This window comes from Caulobacter segnis (assembly GCF_029543125.1).
Taxonomy (GTDB): Bacteria; Pseudomonadota; Alphaproteobacteria; order Caulobacterales; family Caulobacteraceae; genus Caulobacter; species Caulobacter segnis_D.
On the sequence record NZ_JARQWW010000001.1, the window covers coordinates 129,579 to 155,750 of the forward strand.

Genomic DNA, 26,172 nt, shown 5'->3' on the forward strand with positions numbered 1-26,172 from the left:
GGGATTTTGCCCATGCATTTCTTCGACCGCCGCGTTCTGATCGCCGGCGCTCTCGCCCTCACCGTGGCCGCCTGCTCCAAGGGCGGGACCGGCGGTTCGGCCGTCACCGCCGAGGACATGACCATGGGCTCGGCTGACGCCAAGATCACCTTGGTCGAGTACGCCTCCGCCAGCTGCAGCCACTGCGCCGCCTGGTCTCAGGACGTCTTCCCCGAGTTCAAGAAGAAGTACGTGGACACCGGCGAGGTGCGCTACGTGATGCGCGAGTTCCTGACCCCGCCGGTCGAGGTGGCCGCCGCCGGCTTCCTGACCGCGCGCTGCGCCGGCAAGGACAAGTACTTCACCGTCCTCGACGCCGTGTACAAGGGCCAGCAGGAGATGTTCTCCACCGGCGACTTCCGCGGCGTGCTGCTGCGCATCGCCCAGTCGGCCGGCATGACCGAAGCCCAGTTCGACGCCTGCGTCTCGGACGAAGCCTCGCTGAAGGCCCTCAACGACCGGGTCGAGAAGTACAGCCGCGACGCCAAGATCACCAGCACGCCCAGCTTCATCCTGAACGGCAAGCTGATCGGCGAGGGCGCGCTGCCCATGGAGAAGATCGACGCCGAGGTCGCCGCCGCCAAGGCCGCGCTGAAGTAGGGATCGAACGACGTGACCCTGTCCCGCAAAGGCCTTCGCACTGACCGCCGCAGCGTGCTGCTGGCCGGCTCGGCGTTCGCCCTGGCGGGGGTGTCGCCGGCCGCCGCCGCCCCGGTGGTGCGCGCCGACGACATGATCCTGGGCAATCCCAAGGCCAAGGTCACGGTGGTGGAGTACGCCTCCGCCAGCTGCCCGCACTGCGCGCACTTCGCCAATACGGACTTCCCGCAGTTCAAGAAGGCCTACATCGACACCGGCAAGGTGCGGTTCGTCCTGCGTGAGCTGCTGACCCCGCCGCAGAACTTCGCGGCCCTGGGCTTCCTGACCGCCCGTTGCGCCGGGCGCGACAAGTACTTCGACGTGCTGGCCGCCGTGTTCCGCGACCAGGCCGAGATCTACCGCACCAGCGATCTGCGCGGCGGCTTGCTGAAGATCGCCCAAGCGGCCGGTCTGACAGAAGAGAAGCTGAACGCCTGCATCACCCAGGACGCCCTCACCGCCATGCAGACCCGCATCAACGCGGACGCCCAGGCGGATGATGTCGACCAGTCGCCGACCTTCTTCGTCAATGGCGTGAAGCTGGGCGGCAGCGTCGACTTCGGGGCGCTCAAGGCCGCGGTCGACAAGGCCCTCAAGGGCTAGGAGCACGGGCGGTGCAATTCCAGCGCCTGCGCCTTTCAGGATTCAAATCCTTCGTCGAACCCACGGAGTTCCGCATCGAGCCGGGGCTGACAGGGATCGTCGGCCCGAACGGCTGCGGCAAGTCCAACCTGCTGGAAGCCCTGCGCTGGGTCATGGGCGCCAACTCCGCCAAGGCCATGCGGGCCGGCGGCATGGACGACGTGATCTTCGCGGGCTCGGGCAACCGCCCCGGGCGCAACCACGCCGAAGTGACCCTGACCATCGACAACGCCGACCGCACGGCGCCGGCGGCGTTCAACGACGTGCCCGTGCTGGAGGTCATTCGCCGCATCGACCGCGGAGCCGGCTCCACCTACAAGATCAACGGCCGCGAGGTGCGGGCCCGCGACGTGCAACTGCTGTTCGCCGACGCCTCCACCGGGGCCAACTCCCCCGCCCTGGTCCGCCAGGGCCAGATCAGCGAGCTGATCGGCGCCAAGCCGCAGAACCGCCGCCGCATCTTGGAAGAGGCCGGCGGCGTCTCCGGCCTGCACACCCGCCGGCATGAGGCGGAGCTGCGCCTGCGCGCGGCGGAGACCAACCTGGATCGCCTGGACGATGTGGCGCGGGAGCTGGAGACCAGCCTCAACCGTCTGCGCCGCGAAGCCCGCCAGGCCGAGAAGTACAAGCGCCTGTCGGCGGAGATCCGCGCCGTGCAGGGGGCGGTGCTGTTCGCCCGCTGGACCGACGCCCGCGACACCCTGACCAAGACCGAATCCGAGGCCTCGCAGGCCGCCGGCGAGGCGGAACGCACCGCCCGCGAGGTCGCCGTGGCCAGCGCCGAGGCGATCAAGGCCGAGGAGGCCATCGCGCCCCTCCGCGAGGAGGAGATCATCGCCGCCGCCGTGCTGGGCAAGCTGGCCATCGAGAAGGACCGCATCGAGCGGGAGCTTGAGGCCGCGGCCGCCGAGGTGGCCCGCCTGAACGCCGACCTCGCCCGCATTGACGCCGACGAGGCCCGCGAGGCCCAGGTGCGCGACGACGCCGCCGGGGCGCTGGACCGCCTGGGCGCGGAACTGGCCCAGATCGAGTCCGAGATCGCCGCCGCCCCTCAACGCGGGCCGGAGCTGCAGGCCGCCGCCGCCAAGGCCGAGGAGGCGCGCGCCGCCGCCGACACCCAGGTGGAGACCCTGGCCGCCCGCCTCGCCGCCGAGGAGGCCAGCCGCCGCGCCGCCGCCGCCCGCGTGGAGGAGGCCCGCACCCGCCTGTCGCGCACGGTCCGCGCCCTGGACCAGGCCAAGTCCGAACGCGCCGCCCTGGGACCAGAGGTTGATCCGCAGCTCGCCGACGCCAAGACCCGGTTCGAGACCGCGCTGGAGGCGCTGAAGAAGGCCCGCTCCGCCCTGGAGATCGCCGAGGCCGAACGCGCCGAAGCCGCCAACAGCGAGGCCGGCGCCCGCGATGCGGCCCGCAAGCTGGAGGACCAGCTCGGCCGCCTGAAGACCGAGGCCCGGGGTCTGGTCCAATTGCTGGCCCCGACCGGCAAGTCCGGCTTCTCGCCAGCCCTGGATTCCGTGGCTCCCGACCGAGGTTATGAGGCCGCCCTCGCCGCCGCCTTGGGCGACGACCTGCAGGCGGCGCTGGATGAGCGCGCGCCGTCCTACTGGGGCGGGCGCGAAGTGACGACCCCGACCTGGCCGGAAGGGGCGACCCCGCTCGGCCCGCTGGTCAAGGCGCCCGGCGCCCTGTCGGCGCGCCTGGCCTTCACCGCCCTGGTGGATCGGGCGGACGGCGACCGGTTGCAGAAGCTGCTGCCTACCGGCGCGCGCCTGGTCTCCCGCGAGGGCGACCTGTGGCGCTGGGACGGCTTCACCGCCCGGGCCGAGGCGCCCAAGCCCGCCGCCATCCGCCTGGAGCAGAAAACCCGCCTGTCGGAGGTGGAGACCGAGATCGACCGCCGCGCGCCGGAAGCCGCCGCCGCCGACACCGCCCACAAGACCGCCGCCGCCCGCCTGCGCGCCGCCGAGGATGTCCTGCGCGAAGCCCGCAAGGCGCCGCAGGAGGTTGAACGCGCCCTGGGCTCCGCCCGCGACGTGGTCGAGCGGCTGGAGCGCGAGGCCGCCCGCCGCGACGCCCGCGCCCAGTCCCTGGACGAGACCATCGCCCGCTTCGACGCAGAGCGCGTGGAAGCCGAAACGCAGCTCGCCGCCGTGGAGGCCGAAGCCGCCGGAAGCCAGGGCGGTGAAGACCTGGCGCCTCAGCTGGCCGCCGCTCGCCAGGCCGCCGCCGCAGCCCGCGAAGCCGCCGCCGCAGCCCGCGCCGAAATCGACCGCGAGGTGCGCGAGCACCAGGGCCGCGCCCGCCGCCAGGAAAGCCTGACGCGCGAGATCGCCGACTGGACCCGCCGCGCCAGCGCCGCCGACGGCCGCCTGGAGACTCTGGCCAAGGATCGCGACACGGCCGCCGCCGCCCTGGCCGCCGCCAAGGACGCCCCCGAACAGGTCGAGGTCCGCCGTGTGAAGCTGCTGGAGGATTTCGCCCAGGCCGAGGCCCGCCGCGCCAAGTCCTCCGACGCCTTGGCCCAGGGCGACGCCGCCCGCCAGGCCGCCGACCGCGCCCTGCGCGCCGCCGAAGCCGCCGCCGCTGACGCCCGCGAGGCCCGCGCCACCCTGTCCGCCCGCCTGGACGCCGCCCGCGACCGCTTTGGCGAGATCGCCGGCCAGATCCGCGAGGCGGCCCATATGGAGCCGGAGGAGCTGGGACGCCAGATCGCCGGCGAGGCGATCGCCGTGCCCACCGGCGCCGCCGGGGTCGAGGCCCACCTGTTCAACCTGGAGCGCGAGCGCGACGCCATCGGCGCCGTGAACCTGCGCGCCGAGGAGGAGGCCGCCGAGTCCGGCGCCCGCCTGGAGGCCATGCGCACCGAACGCGCCGACCTGTCCGGCGCCGTGGCCCGCCTGCGCCAGGGGATCGAGGAGCTGAACGCCGAGGGGCGCGAGCGCCTGCTGGCCGCCTTCGACGTCATCAACGGCCACTTCCAGGCCCTGTTCACCGCCCTGTTCGGCGGCGGCCAAGCCGAGCTGCGCCTGATCGAAAGCGACGATCCGCTGGAGGCCGGCCTGGAGATCTACGCCTGCCCGCCCGGCAAGCGCATGGCGTCCATGAGCCTGATGAGCGGCGGCGAGCAGGCCCTGACCGCCAGCGCCCTGATCTTCGGCGTCTTCCTGGCCAACCCGGCCCCGATCTGCGTTCTGGACGAGGTGGACGCCCCGCTCGATGACGCCAATGTCGAGCGCTACTGCAACATGCTGGACGAGATGCGCCGCCGCACCCACACGCGCTTCGTGGCCATCACCCACAACCCGGTGACCATGAGCCGGATGGACCGCCTGTTCGGCGTCACCATGGGCGAGCGCGGCGTGTCGCAGCTGGTCAGCGTCGACCTGAAACAGGCCGAGGCCCTGGTCGCCTAGGCGAAGATGTCTTCGACTTAACTAGGCCGCGCGCCGGTCCGGCCGTAGCAATTCCCTTGGAACACACAGGGGAACACCATGCTCAACCTGCTTCTCGCCGCTGCCGCCGCCGCCGTCATCCCGACGGGCCCGGCGCTGGAGGAGACGCTCGCCAAGCGCGACGCGGAGTTCTTCGAGCTGTTCTTCCAGGGCTGCGACCCGGCACGCCTGCGGACGATGGTCACCGACGACTTCGAATTCTTCCACGACAAGGACGGGCTGGTGGCGACCTCCGGCGACGGCTTCATCGCCGACTACGCCAAATCCTGCGAAGCCAAGAAGAAGCCCGACGCCTGGAACTCCCGCCGCGAGCTGGTCGCTGGGACGATGAAGGTTTGGCCGGCGGGAGGCTACGGCGCCTTCGAACAGGGGGATCACGTCTTCCACGAACGCCAGGGGACCGGTCCCTATAAGCTGGTGGGCAAGGCCGCCTTCACCCAGGTCTGGAAGCTGGAGGACGGGAGCTGGAAGCTGGCGCGGGTGTTCAGCTACGCCCACGAGGCGGTGAACTAGCTCAAGCTTTCGGATGACGAGGGGCGCTCCGGCGCCCTAGGGTTGCATTCCATAGGGAGGCCTCATGTCCGCGCTGATCGTGCCTATCGTCTTCGTCTTCCTCGCCATCGTGGTGCTGTTTGCGGTGGTGAAGATCGTGCCCCAGGGCCGCGAGTTCACGGTGGAGCGCTTCGGCCGCTACACCCGCACCCTGAAGCCCGGCATCAACATCCTGACGCCCTTCATCGAAACCGTCGGCCGACGGATGAACATGATGGAGCAGGTGCTCGACGTGCCGACGCAGGAGGTCATCACCAAGGACAACGTCTCGGTGAAGGTGGACGGCATCATCTTCATCCAGGTGATGGACGCCGCCGCGGCCGCCTATCGCGTGGACAATCTGAACTTCGCCATCACCCAGCTGGCCATGACCAACCTGCGCACCGTGGTCGGCTCCATGGAGCTGGACGAGGTGCTGAGCCAGCGCGACGCCATTAACTCGCGCCTGCTGGCCACCATCGACCACGCCACCAGCCCCTGGGGCGTGAAGGCCACGCGGATCGAGATCAAGGACCTCACACCGCCGCCGGACATCACCAACGCCATGGCCCGCCAGATGAAGGCCGAACGCGAACGCCGCGCCGTCATCACCGAGGCCGATGGCGAGCGCCAGGCCCAGATCGCCCGCGCTGAAGGCTCCAAGCAGGCCGCCATCCTGGAGGCCGAGGGCCGCAAGGAAGCCACCTTCCGCGACGCCGAGGCCCGCGAACGCGAAGCCGAGGCCGAGGCCAAGGCGACCGCCATGGTGTCCGAGGCCATCGCGCGCGGCGACGTGAACGCCATCAACTACTTCGTGGCCCAGCGCTATGTGGAGGCCTTCTCCAAGCTGGCCGAAAGCCCGCAGCAGAAGACCGTCATCGTGCCCGCCGACATGGCGTCCCTGGTCGGCACCATCGCCGGCATCGGCGAACTGGTGAGCACGGCCAAGGCCCCCGCGCCGTCGGCTCCGCCGCCCGCCCAACCGGCCGCCCGCCGCAGCGGCTCGGCCGTGCCGCGCACGAAGGGCTGATCCGATGCAGTCGATTCTGGCCCTCTACGCCTCTCAGCCGCTCTGGGTCTGGCTGGCCGTCGCCGCTCTATTGCTGGCGGCGGAGGTCTCCACCGGCAGCGGCTGGCTGCTATGGCCGGCCGCCACGGCGGCGGCGGTCGGGATCGTCGCGGTGATCCTGCCCCTGCCGCTCGGCTGGGCGCTTGGCCTGTTCGCGCTGCTGACCCTGGTTGCCACCTTCGCCTCGCGCCGGATCCTGCCCCGCAAGGAGCTGGAGCCGACGGACGACATCAACGACCCCCTCAGCCGCCTGATCGGCCGCGACGGCGAGACCGCCAGCGTCTTCGTGGGCGGCGAGGGCCGGGTGTTCGTGGACGGCAAGGAATGGGCCGCCCGCCTGAGCGGCGCCTCCACCCTGGAGCGTGGCATGAAGATCGAGGTGGTCCAGGTGGACGGGTCGGTGCTGACCGTTAGGGCGGGCTAGCGGCCTACCGCCCCAGCGCTTCCTTCAACCCCTTGCGGGCCAGGGCGTCGGCTTCCTCGTTGTACTGATTGCCGGCGTGCCCCTTGACCCAACGCCAGTCGACATCGTGCCGGGCGCGGGCGGCGTCGAGGCGCTTCCACAGGTCTTCGTTCTTGACCGGGCTCTTGTCGGCGGTCTTCCAGCCCTTGGCCTTCCAGCCGTGGATCCACTGGGTGACGCCCTTCATCACGTACTGGCTGTCGGTGTGCAGCTCGACCTTGCAGGGGCGGTTCAGGGTCTCCAGCGCCACGATGGCGCCCATAAGCTCCATGCGGTTGTTGGTGGTGCCCGGCTCGCCGCCGCACATGGTCTTGCGCTTGTCGCCATACATCAGCACCGCGCCCCAGCCGCCGGGCCCCGGATTTCCGCTGCAGGCGCCGTCTGTGAAGATCACGACCTTGGGGGTCATGCCTGCTCGCTGAACAGGTGCAGGCCTTCGCGGTGGACCGCCAGCTTGCGCTCGTACTCCATGGGGTCCTTGGGCCGCACCAGAGCGTCCTTGGGCGTGGCGTCCCAATCGTGCAGGCGGGTCAGGAAGAAGCGCATGGCCGCCCCGTGCGCCAGCAGCGGCAGGGCCTGCTTCTCGGCCGGCGACAGGGGCCGCAGGGTCTCGTAGCCCGCGATCATCGCCCGTGCGGCGGTGGCGTTGAACATGCCGTCCGCCTCGAAGCACCAGGCGTTCAGGGTCACCGCGATGTCGTAGGCCAGGGCGTCGTAGCAGGCGAAGTAGAAGTCGATCGCGCCCGCGAACTGGTCGCCGTGGAAGAAGACATTGTCCGGGAAGAAGTCGGCGTGGATCGCCCCCGCCGGCAGGCCGCGCGGCCAGGACAGGGCGAACTGGGCCAGATCCTTCTCGATGGTGGCCGACAAACCAGGCTTCAGCGCTTCCGCCTGCTTGCGCAGAGGCGCGAACAGCGCCGCCCAATAGGGCTGGCCCAGATCATTGGCCCTGCGGCCAGGGAAGCCTTCGGCCGCCAGGTGCATGCGCGCCAGACCCTCGCCCGCCGCGCGGCACTGGGCGACGCTCGGCTTGCGGACCGACAGGCCCGGCAGGAACTCGACGATGGCGGCCGGCTTGCCGCGCAGGGTCTGCAGATCGCGGCCGTTGCGGTCCTTCACCGGCGTGGCCGACGGGAAGCCCCGGTCGGCCAGGTGCCGCATCAGGCCCAGGAAGTACGGCAGGTCCTCGGACCGCACGCGCTTCTCAAAGACGGTCAGGATGAAGCGCCCGGTCTCGGTCTCCAGCAGGAAGTTGGAGTTCTCCACGCCCTCGGCGATGCCCTTGAACGAAAGGGGAGCGCCCAGGTCGTAGCCTGCCAGGAACGCCGCGAGTTCGGCGTCGGTGATGTCGGTATAGACGGCCATGGGGAGGGGATGGGCGAGCCCGCCCGCCGGGTCAAGCGGTCAGGATGCGGGGAAGCTTGAAGGTCACCGTCTCGAGGGCCGGCGCGACCTCCTCGACCGTCACTTCATAACGCTCCGAAAGGGCGTCGATAACGCCTTGCACCAAGGCTTCCGGGGCCGAGGCGCCGGCGGTCAGGCCCACGCGCGACGCGCCGTTGAGCCAGGCGAAGTCCAGGCCCGTCACGTCGTCGATCAGCCGCGCGTCCTTGGCCCCGCCCTTCAGGGCCACCTCGACCAGGCGCACGGAGTTGGAGGAGTTTTTTGAGCCCACCACCAGCACCAGATCCGTCCCTTCGGCCAGGTGCTTCACGGCCTCCTGGCGGTTGGTGGTGGCGTAGCAGATGTCTTCCTTGTGGGGCGCGGCGATGCCCGGGAAGCGGGCGCGCAGGGCCTCGATGATCTCGGTCGTGTCGTCCACCGACAGGGTGGTCTGGGTCACGAAGGCGGCGTTCGAGGCGTCCTTCGGCGTCCAGGTGGCGACATCCTCCACCGTCTCGATCAGGGTCACCGTGCCTTCCGGCAGCTGGCCCATGGTCCCGATCACCTCCGGGTGGCCGGCATGGCCGATCAGCACGATCTCGCGCCCGGCCTCGAAGTGGCGCTGGGCCTCCACATGCACCTTGGAGACCAGGGGGCAGGTGGCGTCGAGATAGAGCATCTCCCGCGCCTTGGCGGCGGCGGGGACGGATTTCGGCACACCGTGGGCCGAGAAGATCATCGGCCGGTCGGCCGGCGCCTCGTCGATCTCCTCCACGAAGATCGCGCCCATGGCCTTCAGCCGGTCGACCACATGGCGGTTATGGACGATCTCGTGGCGCACATAGACCGGCGCGCCGAACTTCTCGATCGCCCGTTCGACGATCTGGATGGCGCGGTCCACCCCGGCGCAAAAGCCGCGCGGGCTGGCCAGAAGGACGGTGAGCGGCGGTCGGATGGCGGCGTGGGCGTTCATTTCGGTGCGGAACCTAAGCGTTCGAGGGGCGTCTCGCCAGCCGCATCCGTTGCGACGTCATGCATAAGCCTTTATCACGCGGCATGACGCAGGCGGGCTCATTCCGCCTATGCGCTTACATTTCCGGACGATCCATGCGCCGCATCGCCACTTCCGCTCTCTGCCTCGCCCTCGCGGCCAGTTTCATCGGCTCCTCCGCCATGGCGCAGGGCCGACGTCAGGGCGGCGGCGACGCCGAGCGCCGTCAGCAGGAAGAAGCCGCGGCCAAGAAGAAGCGCAAGGAAGAGTGGGCCTCGCCCCGCGCGCCCCTGGCGTCGCTGAAGAACGCCGGCCCCTGCCCCTATGTGAAGGTGCTGTACGACGCCGGCCGCTATCAGGAGTTCAAGGGCGGCCGCGAAGCCATCAACACCGTCGCCTACACCGGCGAGATCGAGGGCCTGTCGGCCGGCTGCCGCTATGAAGGCGCCGATCCGATCGAGATGCGCATCGAGGTGCTGTTCAGCCTGGGCCGCGGCCCGCAGGCCGAAGAGCGCCGCAAGAACTACCGCTACTGGGTGGCCGTGACCCGCCGCAACAACTCGGTCATCGCCAAGGAATATTTCGACCTGCCCGTGACCTTCCCGGCCGGCCAGGACCGCGTGATGATCACCGACCTGCTCGAAGGCATCGTCATCCCGCGCGCCAACGAAACCACCAGCGGCTCGAACTTCGAAGTCCTGCTCGGCTTCGACGTCACGCCGGAGATGGCCGAGTTCAACCGCGACGGCAAACGCTTCCGCGTCAATGCAGGCCAGGCCACGGCCGCCGCCCCGACGACCAACAACCAGAACCAATGACCGACCTGAAATCCCGCCTCGGCGAAGCGGTTGGAGCCGCCTTCGCCGCGGCCGGCCTGCCCGCCGACCTCGGACGCGTCACGCCGTCCGACCGCCCCGACCTTGCCGACTTCCAGTGCAACGGCGCCCTCGCCGCCGCCAAGCAGGCGGGCAAGCCCCCGCGTGAGATCGCGACCGCCGTGGCCGCCGCTCTGGAAGGCTCGCCCCTGTTCAAGTCGGTGGAGATCGCCGGCCCGGGCTTCATCAATCTGAAGCTCGCCGACGCCGCCCTCTCCGAACGCGCCGCCGAGATCGCCGCCGACGAGCGCGCCGGCGCCGCCAAGGTCGAACCGCGCCGCGTGCTGGTCGACTACGCCGGCCCGAACGTGGCCAAGCCCATGCACGTGGGCCACCTGCGCGCCTCGATCATCGGGGAGTCGGTGAAGCGCATCTATCGCTTCCGCGGCGACGAGGTCCTGGGCGACGCCCACTTCGGCGACTGGGGCTTCCAGATGGGCCTGCTCATCGTCGCCCTGCAGGACGAAGGCACGGCCGCCCCGTTCATGGCCGAAGGCGACGGCCCGTTCCCGGTCGAAAGCCCGGTGACGCTCGAGGACTTGGAGCGCCTGTATCCGGCGGCTTCCGGCCGCATGAAGGAAGACGTCGAGTTCCGCGACCGCGCCCGCAAGGCGACGGCGGAGCTGCAAGGCGGCCGCCCGGGCTATCGCGCCCTCTGGAATCATTTCGTAGCCGTCAGCCGCGTGGCGCTGGAGCGTGAGTTCCACGCCCTCGGCGTCGACTTCGACCTGTGGAAGGGCGAGAGCGACGTCAACGACCTGATCCCGCCGATGGTCGAGGAACTGGACGCCAAGGGTCTGCTGGTCGACGACCAGGGCGCGCGCATCATCCGCGTCGCCCGCCCCGGCGAGACCAAGAAGAAGAAGCTGCCCGACGGCTCGGTGATCGAGGCTGAAAGCCCCGACCCACTGCTGGTGGTCTCGTCCGAAGGCTCGGCCATGTACGGCACGACCGACCTGGCGACGATCCTGGACCGCCGCGACAGCTTCGCACCGCACCTGATCCTGTATTGCGTGGACCAGCGTCAGGCCGACCACTTCGAGCAGGTGTTCCGCGCCGCCTACCTGGCCGGCTACGCCGCCGAGGGCTCGCTGGAGCATATCGGCTTCGGCACCATGAACGGCACGGACGGCAAGCCGTTCAAGACCCGCGCCGGCGGCGTGCTGAAGCTGCACGACCTGATCACCATGGCCAAGGACAAGGCGCGCGAACGCCTGACCGAGGCCGGCCTGGGCGCCGAGCTGCCCAAGGACGAGTTCGAGGAGATCGCGCACAAGGTGGCCGTGGCCGCCCTGAAGTTCGCCGACCTGCAGAACTTCCGCGGCACGTCCTATGTCTTCGACCTCGACCGCTTCACCAGCTTCGAGGGCAAGACCGGCCCGTACCTGCTGTACCAGGCGGTGCGCATCAAGTCGGTCCTGCGCAAGGCCGCCGAGAGCGGCGCGGCCGCCGGCCCGATCACCATCGCCGAACCGGCGGAACGTGATCTGGCCCTGATGCTGGACGCCTTCGAGACCGCCCTGGCCGAGGCCTACGACAAGAAGGCCCCGAACTTCATCGCCGAACACGCCTTCAAGCTGGCCCAGGGCTTCTCGAAGTTCTACGCCGCCTGCCCGATCGTAGTCGCCGACGACCCGACCGTCCGCGCCTCTCGCCTGGCGCTGGCCCAGACCACGCTGAAACAGCTCGAACTGGCGCTGGATCTGCTGGGCGTCGCGACGCCGGAGCGGATGTAACCCCATTCCGCTCACTCCCGCGAAGGCGGGAGCCCATACCGAGATTCAGCTTGGATCCCCGCCTTCGCGGGGATGAGCGGACGTGGTTGGCTTATGGTGATCGCTAGGCGTAAGTTTCTCACATGAGCCATTGGGTCCAGGCCGATTGGGATGCCGACGCCGGTGTCTGGGTGTCATCAAGTAGTATTCCCGGCCTCGTGGTGGAGGCTGCAACGCTCCGCGAGTTCGTAGAAAATGCCGACGCCCTAGCAACTGAACTGCTGGTCGAGAACGAAGGCTTTCGCGGCGAAGTGCAGACTGAACTGCGCGTTCAGGGACCGCTTGAGCACACCATCATCTAGGAGCCCCCAGCGACGCTTGACTCCAGGGGGGCGGTCGATCAGGTTCCGCCTCGCTCTCGCGGGAGACATCGGGATTCTTTGAAGCCCGAGGCCGAAGGCGCAACCGCCCCGGAAACGCTCAGGCAAAAGGACCGCGCGAGCCTCTAAACGCTGGAAAGCAGCCTCGTCAGGGGCTCGCCGAAGGAGCAAGGGCCAAGGCCCGGAATCTCTCAGGCTCAGGGACAGCGGGGGCGCCAGCATGTTCGGCTAGGCCGGACGTGTCGCGTCGCCACCCCTCGCGGAGCCCAGCGTGTCCGAAGCCGAACTCAAGAAAACTCCGCTCTATGACGCGCACGTCGCCGCCGGCGCGCGCATGGTCCCCTTCGCGGGCTACTCCATGCCCGTGCAGTACAAGGACGGGGTGCTGAAGGAGCACCTGTGGACCCGCGACCACGCGGGTCTGTTCGACGTCTCCCACATGGGCCAGGCCAAGCTGCGCGGCGTCGCGCCCCTGGCCGCCTTCGAGGAGATCACCCCCGGGGACTACATCGGCCTGAAGCCGGGCAAGCAGCGCTACTCCATGCTGCTGAACAAGACCGGCGGCATCATCGACGACCTGATGGCCGCGCGTCCTGACGACGATGGCCTGTTCGTGGTGGTCAACGGCGCCTGCAAGGACGGCGACTACGCCCACATGGAGTCCGAGATCGGCGGCCAGGTGAAGATCGAACGCCTGGAGGACCGCGCGCTGCTGGCGCTGCAGGGCCCTGAGGCCGCCGCCGTGCTGGCCGCCCATGCTCCGGCCGTGGCCGAGATGGTGTTCATGGACGCCGCCGTGATTGAAATGTTCGGCGTGTCCGCCATCGTCTCCCGCTCCGGCTACACCGGCGAGGACGGCTACGAGATCTCCGTGCCGGCGGCCGAGGCGGCCCGCATCTGGAACACCCTGCTGGAGGACGAGCGCGTTCGTCCCATCGGCCTGGGCGCCCGCGACAGCCTGCGTTTGGAGGCTGGCCTGCCGCTGTACGGCCATGACCTGGACGAGACCACCAGCCCGGTTGAGGGCGGCCTGAACTTCGCCCTGTCCAAGAAGCGCCGCGAAGCCGGCGACTTCCCCGGCGCCGCCCGCATCCAGAAGGAGCTGGCCGAAGGTCCCTCGCGCATCCGCGTCGGCCTGAAGGTCGAAGGCGCTCCCGCCCGTGAAGGCGCGGAGATCGCCGACGCCGAGGGCAAGGTCATCGGGGTCATCACCAGCGGCGGCTTCTCGCCGACCCTGGGCTATCCCATCGCGCTTGGCTTCGTCCCCCCGGCCTTCGCCGAGGCCGGAGCCAAGCTGAACGTCATCGTACGTGGGCGGACCCAGGCGGCTGAAGTCGTCCCGACCCCGTTCGTCCCCAATCGCTACGTGCGCAAGATCTAAGGAAAAGGGCCCCTCCGATGCGCTTCACCAAAGACCATGAATGGATCTCCGTCGACGGCGACATCGCCACCGTCGGCATCACCGCCTACGCCGCCGACCAACTGGGCGACGTGGTGTTCGTCGAGACGCCGGACGTCGGCAAGACCGTGAAGAAGGGCGACAGCCTGGCCGTGGTCGAAAGCGTCAAGGCCGCCTCCGACGTCTACGCCCCGGTCAGCGGCGAAGTGGTCGAGGCCAACGGCGAACTGTCCGGTTCGCCCGAGACCGTCAACGCCGCCCCGGAAGCCGGCGGCTGGTTCGCCAAGGTGAAGCTGTCGGACGCGTCGGAAGTCGACGCCCTGATGGACCGCGCCGCCTACGAAGCCTTCCTCGGCACCCTCTAAGCCAGAAACAACGGCCCCGATGCGTTACCTCCCCCTTACCCCCGACGACCGCGCCGAGATGCTCTCGGTGATCGGCGTCAAATCCATCGACGACTTGTTCGTGGACGTGCCCGCCGCGGCCCGCCGCACCGGCGTCGTCGATCTGCCGCTGCACGCCGGCGAGCTTGAGGTGGAGCGCGAGCTGTCCGCCCTCGCCGCGCGCAACCGCACGGCGGGTTCGGGGCCGTTCTTCTGCGGGGCCGGCGCCTATCGCCACCACGTCCCGGCCAGCGTCGACCACATCATCCAGCGGTCGGAGTTCCTGACCAGCTACACCCCATACCAGCCGGAAATCGCCCAGGGCACCTTGCAGGTCCTGTTCGAGTTCCAGACCCAGGTCGCGGCCCTGACCGGCCTCGAGGTCGCCAACGCCTCGCTCTATGACGGCTCCACCGGCGCCGCCGAGGCGGTGATGATGGCCAACCGCATCACCCGCAAGGGCAAGGCGGTGCTGTCGGGCGGCCTGCATCCGCACTACGTCCGCTCGATCGAGACCCTGGCCCACGCGGCCGGCGTCGCCACCGACACCCTGGCCGCCGCCGTGGACGCCGAGGCCGCCGTGATCGACGCCATCGACGCCGACACCGCCTGTGTCGTCGTCCAGACCCCTAACGTCTTCGGCACGGTCACCGACGTGACCAGGATCGCTGAGGCCGCCCACGCCGCCGGCGCCCTGTTGATCGTTGTGACGACCGAGGCCGTCTCCTACGGCCTGCTGAAGTCGCCCGGCGAGATGGGCGCGGACATCGCCGTGGCCGAGGGTCAGTCGATCGGCAACGGCCTGAACTTCGGCGGTCCCTATGTCGGCCTCTTCGCCTGCCGCGAAAAGTACATGCGCCAGATCCCCGGCCGCCTGTGCGGCGAGACCGTGGACGCCGAAGGGCGTCGCGGCTTCGTCCTGACCCTGTCGACGCGCGAGCAGCACATCCGCCGCGACAAGGCGACGTCGAATATCTGCACCAACAGCGGCCTGTGCGCCCTGGCCTTCACCATCCACATGTCGCTGTTGGGCGAGCAGGGCCTGCGCCGTCTGGCCGCCCTGAACCACGACCGCGCCCGCAAGCTGAAGGCCGCCCTGGCCGCCACGCCCGGCGTCGAGGTGCTGACCGACCGCTACTTCAACGAGATCGCCGTGCGCCTGCCGCGCGACGCCGCCGAGGTCGTCGAGACCCTGGCCGGCGCCGGCGTCATCGCCGGCGTGCCCTATTCGCGCCTGGCGCCCCAGGCGGGCATGGACGACGTCCTGCTGCTGGCGGCCACCGAGCTGACCAGCGACGCCGACATCGCCCTTCTGCAAAAGGCCCTGACCAAGGTGATCGCCCAATGAGCATGAACTCTGTCGGCCGTCCCACCCGGCCCGAAGCCCCCGCCAATGACGCATCGACCGCCACCCTGACCGGAGGCCGCGGCCTGCTGCAGGACGAGCCCCTGATCTTCGAACTGGGCGGCTGGGACAAGTCGGGCGTCGACCTGCCCGAGGCCACCGGCGTCGATGACGCCCTGGACGGCCTGCTGCGTCACGATCCGATCGGCCTGCCCGGCCTGTCGGAGCCGGAGATCATGCGCCACTACGTGCGCCTGTCGCAGAAGAACCACGCCATCGACCTGGCGCTCTATCCGCTCGGCTCGTGCACCATGAAGCACAACCCGCGCCTGAACGAGAAGATGGCGCGGCTGCCGGGCTTCTCGGACATCCACCCGCTGCAGCCGGTCTCCACCGTGCAGGGCGCGCTGGGCCTGATGGACCAGCTGGCCCATTGGCTGAAGACCCTGACCGGCATGCCCGCCGTGGCGCTGTCGCCCAAGGCCGGCGCCCATGGCGAGCTGTGCGGCCTGCTGGCCATCCGCGCCGCTCATGAGGCCAACGGCCAGGGCCACCGCAAGACGGTGCTGGCCCCGACCAGCGCCCACGGCACCAACCCGGCCACCGCCGCCTTCGCCGGCTATACGGTGAAGGAGATCGGCCAGACCGACGACGGCCGTGTCGACCTCGCCGACCTGGCCGCCAAGCTGGGTCCGGACGTGGCGGCCATCATGGTCACCAACCCCAACACCTGCGGCCTGTTCGAGCGGGAGGTGATCGAGATCGCCCGCCTGACGCACGAGGCCGGAGCCTACTTCTACTGCGACGGCGCCAACTTCAACGCCATCGTCGGCCGGGTGCGCCCGGGCGACCTGGGCGTCGACGCCATGCACATCAACCTGCACAAGACCTTCTCCACCCCGCACGGCGGCGGCGGTCCGGGCGCGGGTCCGGTGGTGCTGTCGGCGGCGCTGGCCCCCTACGCCCCCACCCCGTGGGTCGTGGCCGGCGAAGACGGCTTCAAGCTGGTGGAGCATGAGGAAGAAGAGGCAGCGGCCGCCTTTGGCCGCCTGACCGCCTTCAACGGCCAGATGGGCATGTATGTCCGCGCCCTGTCCTACATGCTGTCGCACGGGGCCGACGGCCTGCGTCAGGTGGCGGAGGACGCCGTCCTCAACGCCAACTACATCAAGGCCCGCCTGTCCGACGTGATGAGCCCGGCGTTCCCGGACGGCCCGTGCATGCACGAGGCCCTGTTCGACGACGCCTGGCTGGAAGGCACGGGGGTCACCACGCTCGATTTCGCCAAGGCGATGATCGACGAGGGCTTCCACCCGATGACCATGTACTTCCCGCTGGTCGTCCACGGCGCGATGCTGATCGAGCCGACGGAGACGGAGTCGAAGTACGAGCTGGACCGCTTCATCGCCGCCCTGCGCGCCCTGGCCCACGCGGCCAAGGCCGGCGATGTGGACCGCTTCAAGAACGCGCCGACCCAGGCGCCTTTGCGACGTCTTGATGAAACTCTTGCGGCACGCAAGCCACGCCTGAAGTGGTCTTCTGTGTCCCCGGCGCCACTGGCGGCGGAATAGGGGATTAAGTTTCGTTAAGACGCAACAGGCGTCCTTTACGGCGCGTTCCGGGGTTCTCATATCCCCGGTTGCCCGCCGCCCATCTTGAGTCCATCTGGAGACGCGGCGGGATTCTCCCGTCGTGTCCCAATGCAGATCGCCCTGACCCTCTCGATGCCGCGCGCACGCCAGTCTGACGCCTTCGCCCGAGCCCTGCTCGCGCGTGCGGCGCGTTGGCTGCTGCTCATCGTCGGCGGACTACTGATTCTGGCGGGCTTCCTGATCGCCCCGCTGCCCGGGCCGCTCGGCGTGCCGCTGACCATAGTCGGCCTGATGCTGGTGCTGCGCAACTCCTTCTGGGCGCGCAAGCAGTTCATCAAGGTGCAGCGGGCCCACCCTAAGGTGATCTTCCCCCTGCGCCGCCTGCTTCGCCGCGAGCCGGAGGTTCTGCAGGTGGCCTGGCAGCAGGCTCTGCGCATCGAGCGCATCATCCTCCCCCGCCGCTGGCGCGTCGCCGTCCGCTGGCGCCGGTCGCTGCGGCGTCGGGGCCGGGTGGTTTAGGCCAAACCCGCTCATCCCCGCGAAGGCGGGGGCCCACGCTGCTTCTCTCCCGAAGGCCGAACGCCCGCATGGATCCCCGCCTCTGTGGGGATGAGCGGTCGAATGGCCAAAGAAAAAGGGCGTCCCCTTTCGGAGACGCCCTTCGATCTTTCAGCTCAACCCCGCTGCTACTGCAGCTTGGCTCCGGCCACCTGCTTGACGGCGGCGTCGACCAGCGGGTCCGAGGCGCCCAGACGGGCGACCAGGATCTGCTCCGCCGCGGCGACAGCCAGGTCGGCGGCGGCCGACTTCACCTCGGCGGCGGCCTCGGCTTCGGCGGCGGCGATCTTGCGCTCGGCCAGTTCGGCGCGACGCTTGATCTGCTCTTCGAGCTTGCCCTGGGCTTCCGTGGCCAGACGCTGGGCATCGGCTTCGGCGGCGGCCAGCATCTCGGCGGCCTGACGCTCGGAAGCGTCACGCTGGGCCTTGATGTCGGCGAGCAGGGCCTGGGCCTCGGCGCGCAGCTTGGCGGCTTCGTCCAGCTCGGCCTGGATCTTGGCCGCATGGCCATCCAGAGCGCCGAACAGCGCACCCGGCAGCACCTTCAGAACGACCAGCAGGCCGAAGAAGAGCACCAGGGCGACCAGCACCCAGAACTCGGGGTTGGACAGTTGGAACAGTTCCATGTCCGTCTCCTTAAGCCGACAGCTTGGCCAGCGCGGCGTTCACCTCGGCGGAGGTGGCGGCCTTGCCGGTCAGCTTGGCGGTGATCGCCTGGGCGGTGTCCGACGCGATGGTCTTCACATTGCCCATGGCCGCATCGCGCGAGGCGCGGATGCGGGCCTCGGCGGCCTCAAGCTTCTCGGCCAGAGCGGCGTCTTCCTTGGCCTGACGCGCGGCGGCTTCGGCTTGCGCCTTGGCTTTCGCGTCGGCCGCGGTGCGCAGGGCCTTGCCGCGGGCCTCGGCCAGTTCGGCGGCGGCCGCCTGGCTCTGGACTTCGGCTTCGTCACGCAGCTTGCGAGCGTCGGCGATGTCGCCGGCGATCTTGTCCGCGCGCCCCTCGATGGCGCCGCCCACCTTGGGCAGCAGCATCTTGGACAGCACCACGTACAGGACGACGAAGATCAGGAGCAGCCAGACGATCTGGCCCGCCCAATGCTCGAACTGCAGCTGCGGCAGGCCGCCGGAGCCGTGAGCTTCGGGCGCGCCGGTCGTTTCGGTCACGCCGTGGTTTTCCGTCGTCGCCATAGGAGGACGAGGTCCCTCTTAAGCGATTAGGAGAACAGGATCAGGAAGGCGATGACGAGGGCGAAGATGCCCAGGGCTTCGGTCAGAGCCATGCCCAGGAACAGCATCGGACGCTCTTGAGCGGCGGCCGACGGGTTGCGCAGAGCGCCCTGGAAATAGTTGCCGAACATCACGCCCAGGCCGACGCCCGCGCCGATCATGCCCAGCATCGCAAGGCCAGCGCCGATGTACTTCGCGGCTTCAGCTTCCATTGTCTTAGTCCTTTAGGTCGAATGGATGGAGGTAAGAGATAGTAGGTCGTGAGCCTTAGTGGCTGTCCAGGTTCACGACGTCGTTGAGGTACACGCAGGTCAGCACGGCGAACACGAAGGCCTGCAGGAAGGCCACCATGAACTCCAGAGCCGTCAGGGCCACGACCGAGCTCAGAGCGAGCGCCGAACCGGCCCAACCGAGGATGCCGAGCGAACCCATGGCCACCACGAAGCCGGCGAAGATCTTCAGCACCACGTGACCGCCCAGCATGTTGCCGAACAGACGAAGGCCGAGAGTGACCGGACGGATCAGGAAGGACAGGATTTCGATCGGGACCAGCAGGAAGTACAGCGGCCACGGCACGCCCGACGGGGCGAACAGCTTGAAGAACTTGAAGCCGTTCTTGGCGAAGCCGACGCCGACCACGGTGAGGATGACCATCATGCCGAGGGTCAGGGTCACGGCCAGCTGCGAGGTGGCGGTGAAGACCAGGAACATGCCCAGCATGTTCATGAACAGCACGAAGGAGAACAGGGTGAAGACGAAGGGCAGGTACTTCTTGCCCTCGTGGCCGATGATCGACGAGGTCAGGCTGTTGACCAGGCCATAGAGCATCTCGCCCACGGTCTGCAGGCGGCCAGGGACCACCGCGCCGCGGCCGGCGGCCGCGAAGAACAGGATGACCAGAACAGCGGCGGCCAGCATGGCGGCCACGGAGTTCGTGATCGAAAGGTCGACAAGGCCCAGCCCGGGAACGTTCACGGGCGGCAGCTCCACGACCTTCGCGATCTGGAACTGGTGCATCGGATCGGCCATCGGCCTTACGCGTCCCCTGGTTTGGTCCCGACATCGGGACCGTCGTTGGTTTCAACAGCGGCCTTGAGGGCCGCCTTGGCGCTCATCTGGGAGGCGCGACGCACCACCAGGAACACCGAAAGCCCCGTGCCGATCAGCACGCCGCCGATCAGGCCCCAGGGCCGTGTGCCGGCGTAATGGTCAAGCGCCCAGCCGAGACCGAGACCGCCCAATACGCCGCCAAGCAGATCCGCCAGAAGGCGGTACCCGTCGCTGGCTCCCTTTTCCACGGATCCCGTGGGCTTGGAAGCCTCCCGGCCCTCGACTGCGGCGAGCCGTGCGTCGAGGCTCCTGAGAGCCTCATCGTGCGGTTCGTCGGCCTTGGACATGGGAGAGGTCAGGTCCGAGTTCGGCCGCGAAAACAATATCCGCGCCCGGGCTTGATCGCGGCGGAACCTATAGATCGGACCCGTCAGCGTCAAGGCTGGTTAGGGGTTCATTAAGCCCCTGAAAACGCGAGGGATTTCCGCTGCGGAAACGAGAAAGGCCCTCCTCCGCGCGGGAGAAGGGCCTTCTACGATTTCGCGAAATGCGGCGAAGCTTAGGCCAGCGAGGGCTCGATGCCCTTGCAGGCCTCGATCAGGCCCTGAACCGACTCGACCGACTTGGCGAACATCGCCTTCTCGGCGTCGTTGGTGGTGAACTCGATGATCTTCTCGACGCCGTCGGCGCCGATAACCACCGGAACGCCCACGTACAGATCCTTCAGGCCGTATTGGCCTTCCAGGTAGGCGGCGCACGGCAGGACGCGCTTCTTGTCCTTCAGGTAGGAGGTCGCCATGGCGATGGCGCTCTCGGCCGGGGCGTAATAGGCGCTGCCCGTCTTCAGCAGGGCCACGATCTCGCCGCCGCCCTTGCGGGTGCGCTCGACGATGGCGTCCAGCTTGTCCTGCGACAGCCAGCCCTGGGCCACCAGCTCAGTCAGCGGCAGGCCGCCGACGGTGGAGTGACGGACCATCGGGACCATGTCGTCGCCGTGGCCGCCCAGGGTCCAGGCGTGGATGTCTTCAACCGACACGCCGGTGGCTTCGGCCAGGAAGTAGGCGAAGCGGGCCGAATCGAGGACGCCGGCCATGCCAACGACCTTGTTGTGCGGCAGGCCCGAGAATTCGCGCAGGGCCCACACCATAGCGTCCAGCGGGTTGGTGATGCAGATGACGAAGGCGTTCGGGGCGTGGGCCTTGATGCCCTCGCCGACGGCCTTCATCACCTTCAGGTTGATGCCCAGCAGGTCGTCGCGGCTCATGCCCGGCTTGCGCGGCACGCCGGCGGTGACGATGCAGACGTCGGCGCCGGCGATGTCGGCGTAGTCGTTCGCGCCCTTCAGGGCCACGTCCTTGCCGAACACGGCAGAGGCTTCGGCGATGTCGAGCGCCTTGCCCTGCGGGGTGCCTTCGGCGATGTCGAACAGGATCACGTCGCCCAGCTCTTCGCGCGCGGCGATGTGGGCCAGGGTGCCGCCGATCATGCCGGCGCCGATAAGGGCGATCTTCGCGCGAGCCATGCAGGTCTCCAGTCAAAAAATCAGGGGATAAGTCGCCGGGCGGTCTAGCTCCGCGTGGCCCCAGGCGCAAGCGATGCGGTTGCGACGCACTGGACTTTTTGCGCCGCAAAATGCCCGATGAGTGAAAAGCGATAAGTCAGGGGCAGCGCGCAGTCATGGCCAAGACCGACCCGGGAAACTTCTTCGAGGACTTCCGCCTCGGCCGGACGCTCGTCCACGCGACGCCGCGAACGGTCACCAGCGGCGATGTGGCGCTCTACACCGCCCTGCACGGTCCCCGCTTCGCCCTGTTCTCCTCCGACGCGTTCGCGCGCGGCTGCGGCCTGCCCGGCGCGCCCCTGGACCCGCTGCTGGTCTTCCATGTGGTGTTCGGCAAGAGCGTCCCCGACATCAGCCTGAACGCCGTGGCCAATCTGGGCTACGCCGAGGGCCGCTTCCTGGCCCCGGTCTATCCAGGCGACACCCTGGCGGCCACGTCCGAGGTCATCGGCCTGAAGGAGAACTCCAACGGCAAGACCGGCGTCGTCTATGTCCGCACCACCGGGACCAACCAGCGGGGCGAGGTCGTCTTGTCCTATGTCCGCTGGGTCATGGTGCGGAAGAAAGACCTGTCGGCCAAGGTCGAGCAGAAGCTCCCCGATCTGAAACCGGCCCTCGACGCATCCGACCTGATCGTCCCGCCGGGTTTGGCCTTTTCCGGCTACGACCACGCCCTGGCCGGGTCGCCCCATGTCTTCGAGGACTACGTGGTCGGCGAGCGGATCGACCACGTGGACGGCATGGCGGTGGAGGAGGCCGAGCACGCCATGGCCACCCGCCTCTACCAGAACACCGCCAAGGTGCATTTCAATCAGTTCGAGCGGTCCAAGGATCCGTCCGGCCGCCGCCTGGTCTATGGCGGGGTGGTGATCTCAACCGCCAAGGCCCTGTCGTTCAACGGCCTGCAGAACGCCGGCCTGATCCTGGGTATCAACGGCGGCCGTCACGTGAACCCGTATTTCGCGGGCGCCACGGTGTTCGCCTGGAGCGAAGTCCTGGACAAGGCGGACCTCGGCTCTTGCGGCGCCCTGCGGTTGCGTCTGGTGGCGACGAAGGACCGCATCTGCGAGGACTTCCCGGTCAAGGATCACGCCGGCGCTTACCCGACCGACGTTATTCTCGATTTCGATTACTGGGCCGCCGTTCCCAAGCGTTAGGGCATGCATGCTGAACTTCGTCATCGACCCCGCCTTTCACGCCGCCTCCCACCGCATCGGCGTGCTCGACCTGTGCGAACTGCGTCTGCAGGACGACGCCCGCTGGCCCTGGGTGATTCTCGTGCCCCGCATTCCGGGCCTGGTGGAGATCGAGGATCTTAAGCCTCGCGACCGTAACCAGCTGATGGACGAGATCGTCTGCGGCGGGACCGCCGTGCGCGCCATCGGCCAGGCCCTCGACATCCCGGTGGAGAAGCTGAACGTCGGCGCCCTGGGGAACATCACGCCGCAATTGCACCTGCACGTCATCGGCCGCCGGTCCGACGACCCCGCCTGGCCCGGCCCCGCCTGGGGCTACGGCTCGGGCGAGGCCTACGACAACAAGACCCGCGCCATCGCCATCCAGGCGGTGAAGGATGCGATCCTGATCTAGCGTCTTTCCCCTGCCCCGCTTGCGGGGCAGGGGAAATCAGCGGCGGCGTCGCTTGCCCTTGCCGCGCTTGGCGGTCGCCTTGCGCTTGACCACGTTCTTGGCCGGAACAGCCTTCGGCGCGGTCGAGGCCGCCACGAAAGGCCGGGTGGAGGCGGCGGGTGTGAAGCTGTCCCAGGCGGCGGAGATCGGATCGCGCTTGGCGCTCACCGTCTGCGCCACGCCGCCGTCGCGCAGCTCGCCCGACCAGCCGTCCGCGACAGGACGCAGGGTCAGCTTGGCGGGAGCCGCCGGGTTCTTGCCGGGCAGCAGCGCGGTCACGCCCTCGCCAGCCTCGGTCACCTCGTCAATGACGCCCAGGGTGGACACCCCGCCCCGGCGCAGGTCGCGCCAGGCGCCCTCGAGCCCGTTCTGCGGCGTCTGGGAAAATTGCAGCGCATAGAGCGGCGCCCCCGCCTGGTCGCTGAGGATCCAGCCGCCATCCAGCCGTCCGCGCTGACTCTGCGCCGCGCCGATCCGCCCCTGCACGCGGGCGTCATAGACGGGGCCGACCTCCGTGGGCGGCGCGGCCTCATAGGGGCGTTCGATCTGCGGCTGCGGCGCCGGCGCCGCTTCCGCCGCATCCTCGTCCGGCTGGGCTGGCTGGGCCTGGACGGGCGCCGGCTCTGGGGTCTCCTGAGCAAAAGCCGGCAGCGCCAGAGACGCCGCGATCAGGAGGGAGACTGAAAGCCGGATCACGCCGCCTCCGCCGTCACGATGGCCTCGGCCACGGCGACCAGACGCTCGGCCTGCGCCAGGTGCAGCAGCTCGGCCATCTTGCCGTCTACCCGGATCGCGCCCTTGCCGGCGTTCTCGGGCAGGGCGAAGGCCTCGATCACCGCGCGGGCCCAGGCGATCTCCCCCTCGGTCGGCGAGAAGACGCGGTTGCAGATCTCCAGATGCTTGGGATGGATCAGGGTCTTGCCGTCGAAGCCGAGATCTACGCCCTGGCGGCAGACCGCCTCCAGCGCCTCCAGGTCCTCGATGTCGTTGTGAACCCCGTCCAGGATCGACAGGCCGCTCCCACGCGCTGCGGCCACCGCCAGGGACAGTATGGGCTGGAACGCCTCGCGCTGCGGCGTCTGGCGGGCGCGCATCTCCTTGGCCAGATCGTTGACGCCCATGACCCAGGTCGACAGCCGCGTGTCCTTGGCCGTCGAGGCGATGTCCCACAGGTGGAAGGCGGACTTGGCCGTCTCGATCATCGCCCACAGGCGCGTCTTGCCCTTCAGGGCGGCGTCGTAGAACCGCACATCGTCGGCGTCGTTGACCTTGGGGACCAGGATGGCGTCGGGGCCAGCCGCTGACGCGGCTTCAAAATCCGCCGCGCCATAAGGCGTGTCGCGGCCGTTGACCCGTATGACCACCTCGCGTCGGCCGAAGCCGCCAGCCTTCACGGCCGCAACCGCCTGCTGGCGGGCCACCTCCTTGGCCTCGGGGGCGACCGCGTCCTCAAGGTCGAGGATGACCACGTCGCAGGCCAGGGTCTTGGCCTTCTCGATCGCCTTCAGGTTCGAGGCGGGCATGTACAGCGCGCTGCGGCGCGGCCTCGCGGCGTCGGTCATTTCGTTCCCCCTAAAGTGTCGGGAGAATCCTAGCCGAGGCGGTATTCCCGTTCCAACCGGTAACGCGACCCTTCGGCGGTCCGCCAACTGGAATAGAGGCCGAATCGGTCCACGGCGAACACCGGCGAATGCAGCAGGTTGTTGGCCTGGACCCAAGCCGCCACCTCCGCCGGATTGGACCGTTTCAGATAGGCCAGGGTCACGTGGGGCTTATAGACCCGTGTCTCCGGCGGCAGCTTGGCCCGGCGCGCGGCGGCCTCACAGGACTTGGCCAATTGGCGCAGCGGCTCCGATTCGGCCACGCCGGCCCAGACCGCATGAACGTCCGCTCCCTCGCCGAACGTGCCCACACGCTCCAGCTCCACCCCGAACGGACGCTGGCTGATGGCGTCCAGCTCCAGGTCCAGGTCGTCGGCCACGGGCTCGGCCACGTCGCCGATAAAGCGCAGGGTGATGTGCAGCGCCTCCAGCGGACGCCAGCGCGCGCCCTCGATCCCCCGCTGGCGGGCCAGCAGGGGCTCCCCGATCTCCTCGGGCACTTCGATGGCGGCGAACAGTCTCAGCATGCGATCAGGATTCAGGGGCAGGGGCTGGGTTGCTGGACGTGCAACGCGTCCACGGCCTTGTCGAGTTCCTCGGTCCATTCCAGGTCGAAGGCGTCGATGGCCGTCTTCAGCTGCGCCATGCTCGTCGCGCCGATGATGGTGGCGGTGACGAAGGGCTTGGAGTCGCAGAACTTCAGCGCCAGCTGCGCCGGGTCCCATCCCACCTGATTGGCCAGGTCCACATAGGAGCGGATGGCCGTCTCGGCGCGCGGCCCCTCATAGCGCTGCATGCGGTTGTACAGAGCCTTGCGGGAGCCTTCCGGAAGAGCGCCGTCCAGGTACTTGCCGGTGAGCTGCCCTTGGGCCAGGGGCGAGTAGGCCAGCAGGCCCACCTGCTCGCGCATGGCGATCTCGGCCAGGCCGGTCTCGAAGGTGCGGTTCACCAGGTGATAGGCGTTCTGGATCGAGGCCATGCGGGGCAAGCCGCGCTTGTCCGATTCCGCCAGGAACCGCATCACGCCCCAGGGGGTCTCGTTGGAGACGCCCACATGGCGCAGGTTGCCCTTCTTCACGTGGGCGTCGAGGGCTTCGAGGATCGCCTCGAACGCTTCGAACTCCGGCGTGTAGTCCTTGTAGACCATGCCGCCGAAGGTGCGGACCGGGCGGTCCGGCCAGTGCAGTTGATACAGGTCGATGTAGTCGGTCTGCAGCCGCTTCAGCGACTTCTCCACCGCCTCGTCGATCTGGACCTTGGTCTGGCGGGTGAAGGCCCCGTCCTCGCGCAGCCACGACAAGCCGCCGAACACGCCGCCCTGCCCGGCCACCTTGGAGGCCAGGACGATCTTGTCGCGCTGGCCGGTCTTGTTCAGCCAGGTCCCGATGTAGCTCTCGGTGCGCCCCTGCGTCTCGGGATTGGGCGGCGAGGCGTACATCTCGGCCGTGTCCCAGAAGGTGACGCCGCGCCCGAGGGCGTAGTCCATCTGCTCGTGGGCCTCGGCCTCGGTGTTCTGCGAGCCCCAGGTCATGGTGCCCAGGCAGCAGCGCGACACCGACACGTCGGTGCGGCCCAGTTTGACGTATTGCATGCGTTCCCTCCGCGGAGACCCGAACTTGGCCATGTGTTCCCCGCCCCGCAAGGGCGC

29 protein-coding genes and 2 riboswitches are annotated in these 26,172 nt (G+C 68.9%); of the genes, 16 read left to right on the forward strand and 13 right to left on the reverse strand.

The window, feature by feature from the left end; genetic code table 11:
- Positions 1-12 precede the first annotated feature (12 nt).
- The 6 genes from P7B02_RS00655 to P7B02_RS00680 all read left to right on the forward strand — a co-directional run bounded on the left by P7B02_RS00655 (position 13) and on the right by P7B02_RS00680 (position 6,796).
- The gene (locus P7B02_RS00655) at positions 13-639 is read left to right on the forward strand and encodes a thioredoxin domain-containing protein (RefSeq protein WP_277784367.1); all 627 of its coding nucleotides are present in this window, start codon (positions 13-15) and stop codon (positions 637-639) included.
- Positions 640-651: 12 nt separating this feature from the next.
- On the forward strand, positions 652-1,281 hold the full coding sequence (locus P7B02_RS00660; RefSeq protein WP_277784368.1) for a DsbA family protein: 630 nt from the start codon (positions 652-654) through the stop codon (positions 1,279-1,281).
- Positions 1,282-1,292: 11 nt separating this feature from the next.
- Positions 1,293-4,733 (forward strand): chromosome segregation protein SMC, encoded by a 3,441-nt coding sequence (gene smc, locus P7B02_RS00665; RefSeq protein WP_277784369.1) that lies wholly within the window; start codon positions 1,293-1,295, stop codon positions 4,731-4,733.
- A gap of 78 nt (positions 4,734-4,811) precedes the next feature.
- Complete coding sequence (locus P7B02_RS00670) at positions 4,812-5,285, forward strand: nuclear transport factor 2 family protein (RefSeq protein ID WP_277784370.1); 474 nt, start codon at positions 4,812-4,814, stop codon at positions 5,283-5,285.
- A 64-nt stretch (positions 5,286-5,349) separates the two neighbouring features.
- Complete coding sequence (locus P7B02_RS00675; RefSeq protein WP_277784371.1) at positions 5,350-6,333, forward strand: SPFH domain-containing protein; 984 nt, start codon at positions 5,350-5,352, stop codon at positions 6,331-6,333.
- Between the two features lie 4 nt (positions 6,334-6,337).
- Positions 6,338-6,796 carry an NfeD family protein gene (locus P7B02_RS00680; protein WP_277784372.1) on the forward strand — a complete coding sequence of 153 codons (459 nt, stop codon included), beginning with the start codon at positions 6,338-6,340 and terminating at the stop codon, positions 6,794-6,796.
- A gap of 4 nt (positions 6,797-6,800) precedes the next feature.
- Here P7B02_RS00680 and rnhA read toward each other — a convergent pair whose 3' ends face one another.
- From rnhA to ispH, 3 genes are read right to left on the reverse strand one after another with little or no spacing between them, the layout of a single operon-like run.
- Positions 6,801-7,244: a ribonuclease HI gene (rnhA, locus tag P7B02_RS00685; protein ID WP_277784373.1), complete on the reverse strand. Its 444-nt coding sequence runs from the start codon at positions 7,242-7,244 to the stop codon at positions 6,801-6,803.
- Positions 7,241-8,200, reverse strand: a complete 960-nt coding sequence (gene thrB, locus P7B02_RS00690) for a homoserine kinase (protein ID WP_277784374.1) — start codon at positions 8,198-8,200, stop codon at positions 7,241-7,243. Before thrB ends, rnhA begins: the two co-directional genes overlap by 4 nt.
- 31 nt (positions 8,201-8,231) lie before the next feature.
- On the reverse strand, positions 8,232-9,191 hold the full coding sequence (gene ispH / locus P7B02_RS00695; protein ID WP_277784375.1) for a 4-hydroxy-3-methylbut-2-enyl diphosphate reductase: 960 nt from the start codon (positions 9,189-9,191) through the stop codon (positions 8,232-8,234).
- A gap of 134 nt (positions 9,192-9,325) precedes the next feature.
- Between ispH and P7B02_RS00700 the strand changes: the two genes are divergently transcribed.
- From P7B02_RS00700 to P7B02_RS00735, 8 genes are all read left to right on the forward strand, one after another.
- Entirely contained in the window at positions 9,326-10,027 is a 702-nt protein-coding gene (locus P7B02_RS00700) for a Tat pathway signal sequence domain protein (RefSeq protein ID WP_277784376.1), read from the forward strand.
- The gene (gene argS / locus P7B02_RS00705) at positions 10,024-11,820 is read left to right on the forward strand and encodes an arginine--tRNA ligase (protein WP_277784377.1); all 1,797 of its coding nucleotides are present in this window, start codon (positions 10,024-10,026) and stop codon (positions 11,818-11,820) included. Before P7B02_RS00700 ends, argS begins: the two co-directional genes overlap by 4 nt.
- A 122-nt stretch (positions 11,821-11,942) precedes the next feature.
- Complete coding sequence (locus P7B02_RS00710; protein ID WP_277784378.1) at positions 11,943-12,161, forward strand: DUF1902 domain-containing protein; 219 nt, start codon at positions 11,943-11,945, stop codon at positions 12,159-12,161.
- 49 nt (positions 12,162-12,210) lie between these two features.
- Positions 12,211-12,305: riboswitch (glycine riboswitch) on the forward strand.
- A 4-nt stretch (positions 12,306-12,309) separates the two neighbouring features.
- A riboswitch (glycine riboswitch) is annotated at positions 12,310-12,388 on the forward strand.
- Positions 12,389-12,450: 62 nt separating this feature from the next.
- Positions 12,451-13,560: a glycine cleavage system aminomethyltransferase GcvT gene (gene gcvT / locus P7B02_RS00715; RefSeq protein WP_277784379.1), complete on the forward strand. Its 1,110-nt coding sequence runs from the start codon at positions 12,451-12,453 to the stop codon at positions 13,558-13,560.
- Between the two features lie 17 nt (positions 13,561-13,577).
- The gene (gene gcvH, locus P7B02_RS00720) at positions 13,578-13,943 is read left to right on the forward strand and encodes a glycine cleavage system protein GcvH (RefSeq protein WP_277784380.1); all 366 of its coding nucleotides are present in this window, start codon (positions 13,578-13,580) and stop codon (positions 13,941-13,943) included.
- Between the two features lie 19 nt (positions 13,944-13,962).
- Positions 13,963-15,309: an aminomethyl-transferring glycine dehydrogenase subunit GcvPA gene (gcvPA, locus tag P7B02_RS00725; RefSeq protein ID WP_277784381.1), complete on the forward strand. Its 1,347-nt coding sequence runs from the start codon at positions 13,963-13,965 to the stop codon at positions 15,307-15,309.
- The gene (gene gcvPB, locus P7B02_RS00730) at positions 15,306-16,877 is read left to right on the forward strand and encodes an aminomethyl-transferring glycine dehydrogenase subunit GcvPB (RefSeq protein WP_277784382.1); all 1,572 of its coding nucleotides are present in this window, start codon (positions 15,306-15,308) and stop codon (positions 16,875-16,877) included. Before gcvPA ends, gcvPB begins: the two co-directional genes overlap by 4 nt.
- A 153-nt stretch (positions 16,878-17,030) precedes the next feature.
- A complete protein-coding gene (locus P7B02_RS00735) occupies positions 17,031-17,417 on the forward strand; it encodes a hypothetical protein (RefSeq protein WP_277784383.1) in 387 nt (128 codons plus the stop codon).
- Positions 17,418-17,584: 167 nt separating this feature from the next.
- On the opposite strand, the gene P7B02_RS00740 is transcribed toward P7B02_RS00735, so the two are convergent.
- The 6 genes from P7B02_RS00740 to mdh form a co-directional block, all read right to left on the reverse strand.
- Positions 17,585-18,082, reverse strand: coding sequence for a F0F1 ATP synthase subunit B (locus P7B02_RS00740; RefSeq protein ID WP_277784384.1), 498 nt, complete (start codon positions 18,080-18,082; stop codon positions 17,585-17,587).
- A 10-nt stretch (positions 18,083-18,092) separates the two neighbouring features.
- Positions 18,093-18,644: a hypothetical protein gene (locus P7B02_RS00745; RefSeq protein WP_277784385.1), complete on the reverse strand. Its 552-nt coding sequence runs from the start codon at positions 18,642-18,644 to the stop codon at positions 18,093-18,095.
- Positions 18,645-18,670: 26 nt separating this feature from the next.
- A complete protein-coding gene (locus tag P7B02_RS00750; protein ID WP_277784386.1) occupies positions 18,671-18,895 on the reverse strand; it encodes a F0F1 ATP synthase subunit C in 225 nt (74 codons plus the stop codon).
- A gap of 55 nt (positions 18,896-18,950) precedes the next feature.
- The gene (locus tag P7B02_RS00755; RefSeq protein ID WP_277784387.1) at positions 18,951-19,712 is read right to left on the reverse strand and encodes a F0F1 ATP synthase subunit A; all 762 of its coding nucleotides are present in this window, start codon (positions 19,710-19,712) and stop codon (positions 18,951-18,953) included.
- A gap of 5 nt (positions 19,713-19,717) precedes the next feature.
- Positions 19,718-20,080, reverse strand: a complete 363-nt coding sequence (locus tag P7B02_RS00760; RefSeq protein WP_277784388.1) for an AtpZ/AtpI family protein — start codon at positions 20,078-20,080, stop codon at positions 19,718-19,720.
- 212 nt (positions 20,081-20,292) lie between these two features.
- On the reverse strand, positions 20,293-21,255 hold the full coding sequence (gene mdh / locus P7B02_RS00765; RefSeq protein ID WP_277784389.1) for a malate dehydrogenase: 963 nt from the start codon (positions 21,253-21,255) through the stop codon (positions 20,293-20,295).
- A gap of 155 nt (positions 21,256-21,410) precedes the next feature.
- On the opposite strand from mdh, the gene P7B02_RS00770 reads away from it, so the two are divergent.
- Together P7B02_RS00770 and P7B02_RS00775 are read left to right on the forward strand one after the other, a co-directional pair.
- On the forward strand, positions 21,411-22,451 hold the full coding sequence (locus tag P7B02_RS00770; protein ID WP_277784390.1) for a MaoC family dehydratase: 1,041 nt from the start codon (positions 21,411-21,413) through the stop codon (positions 22,449-22,451).
- A 7-nt stretch (positions 22,452-22,458) separates the two neighbouring features.
- A complete protein-coding gene (locus P7B02_RS00775; RefSeq protein ID WP_277784391.1) occupies positions 22,459-22,884 on the forward strand; it encodes an HIT domain-containing protein in 426 nt (141 codons plus the stop codon).
- 36 nt (positions 22,885-22,920) lie between these two features.
- Here the strand turns inward: P7B02_RS00775 and P7B02_RS00780 are convergent, their stop codons facing one another.
- From P7B02_RS00780 to P7B02_RS00795, 4 genes are read right to left on the reverse strand one after another with little or no spacing between them, the layout of a single operon-like run.
- Positions 22,921-23,619 (reverse strand): hypothetical protein, encoded by a 699-nt coding sequence (locus P7B02_RS00780; protein WP_277784392.1) that lies wholly within the window; start codon positions 23,617-23,619, stop codon positions 22,921-22,923.
- Positions 23,616-24,485 carry an HpcH/HpaI aldolase/citrate lyase family protein gene (locus P7B02_RS00785; protein ID WP_277784393.1) on the reverse strand — a complete coding sequence of 290 codons (870 nt, stop codon included), beginning with the start codon at positions 24,483-24,485 and terminating at the stop codon, positions 23,616-23,618. The genes P7B02_RS00780 and P7B02_RS00785 overlap by 4 nt, the downstream gene beginning before the upstream one ends.
- A gap of 29 nt (positions 24,486-24,514) precedes the next feature.
- Positions 24,515-25,051: an RNA 2',3'-cyclic phosphodiesterase gene (gene thpR, locus P7B02_RS00790; protein ID WP_277784394.1), complete on the reverse strand. Its 537-nt coding sequence runs from the start codon at positions 25,049-25,051 to the stop codon at positions 24,515-24,517.
- Between the two features lie 11 nt (positions 25,052-25,062).
- Positions 25,063-26,115, reverse strand: a complete 1,053-nt coding sequence (locus tag P7B02_RS00795) for an aldo/keto reductase (protein ID WP_277784395.1) — start codon at positions 26,113-26,115, stop codon at positions 25,063-25,065.
- Positions 26,116-26,172: the final 57 nt, after the last annotated feature.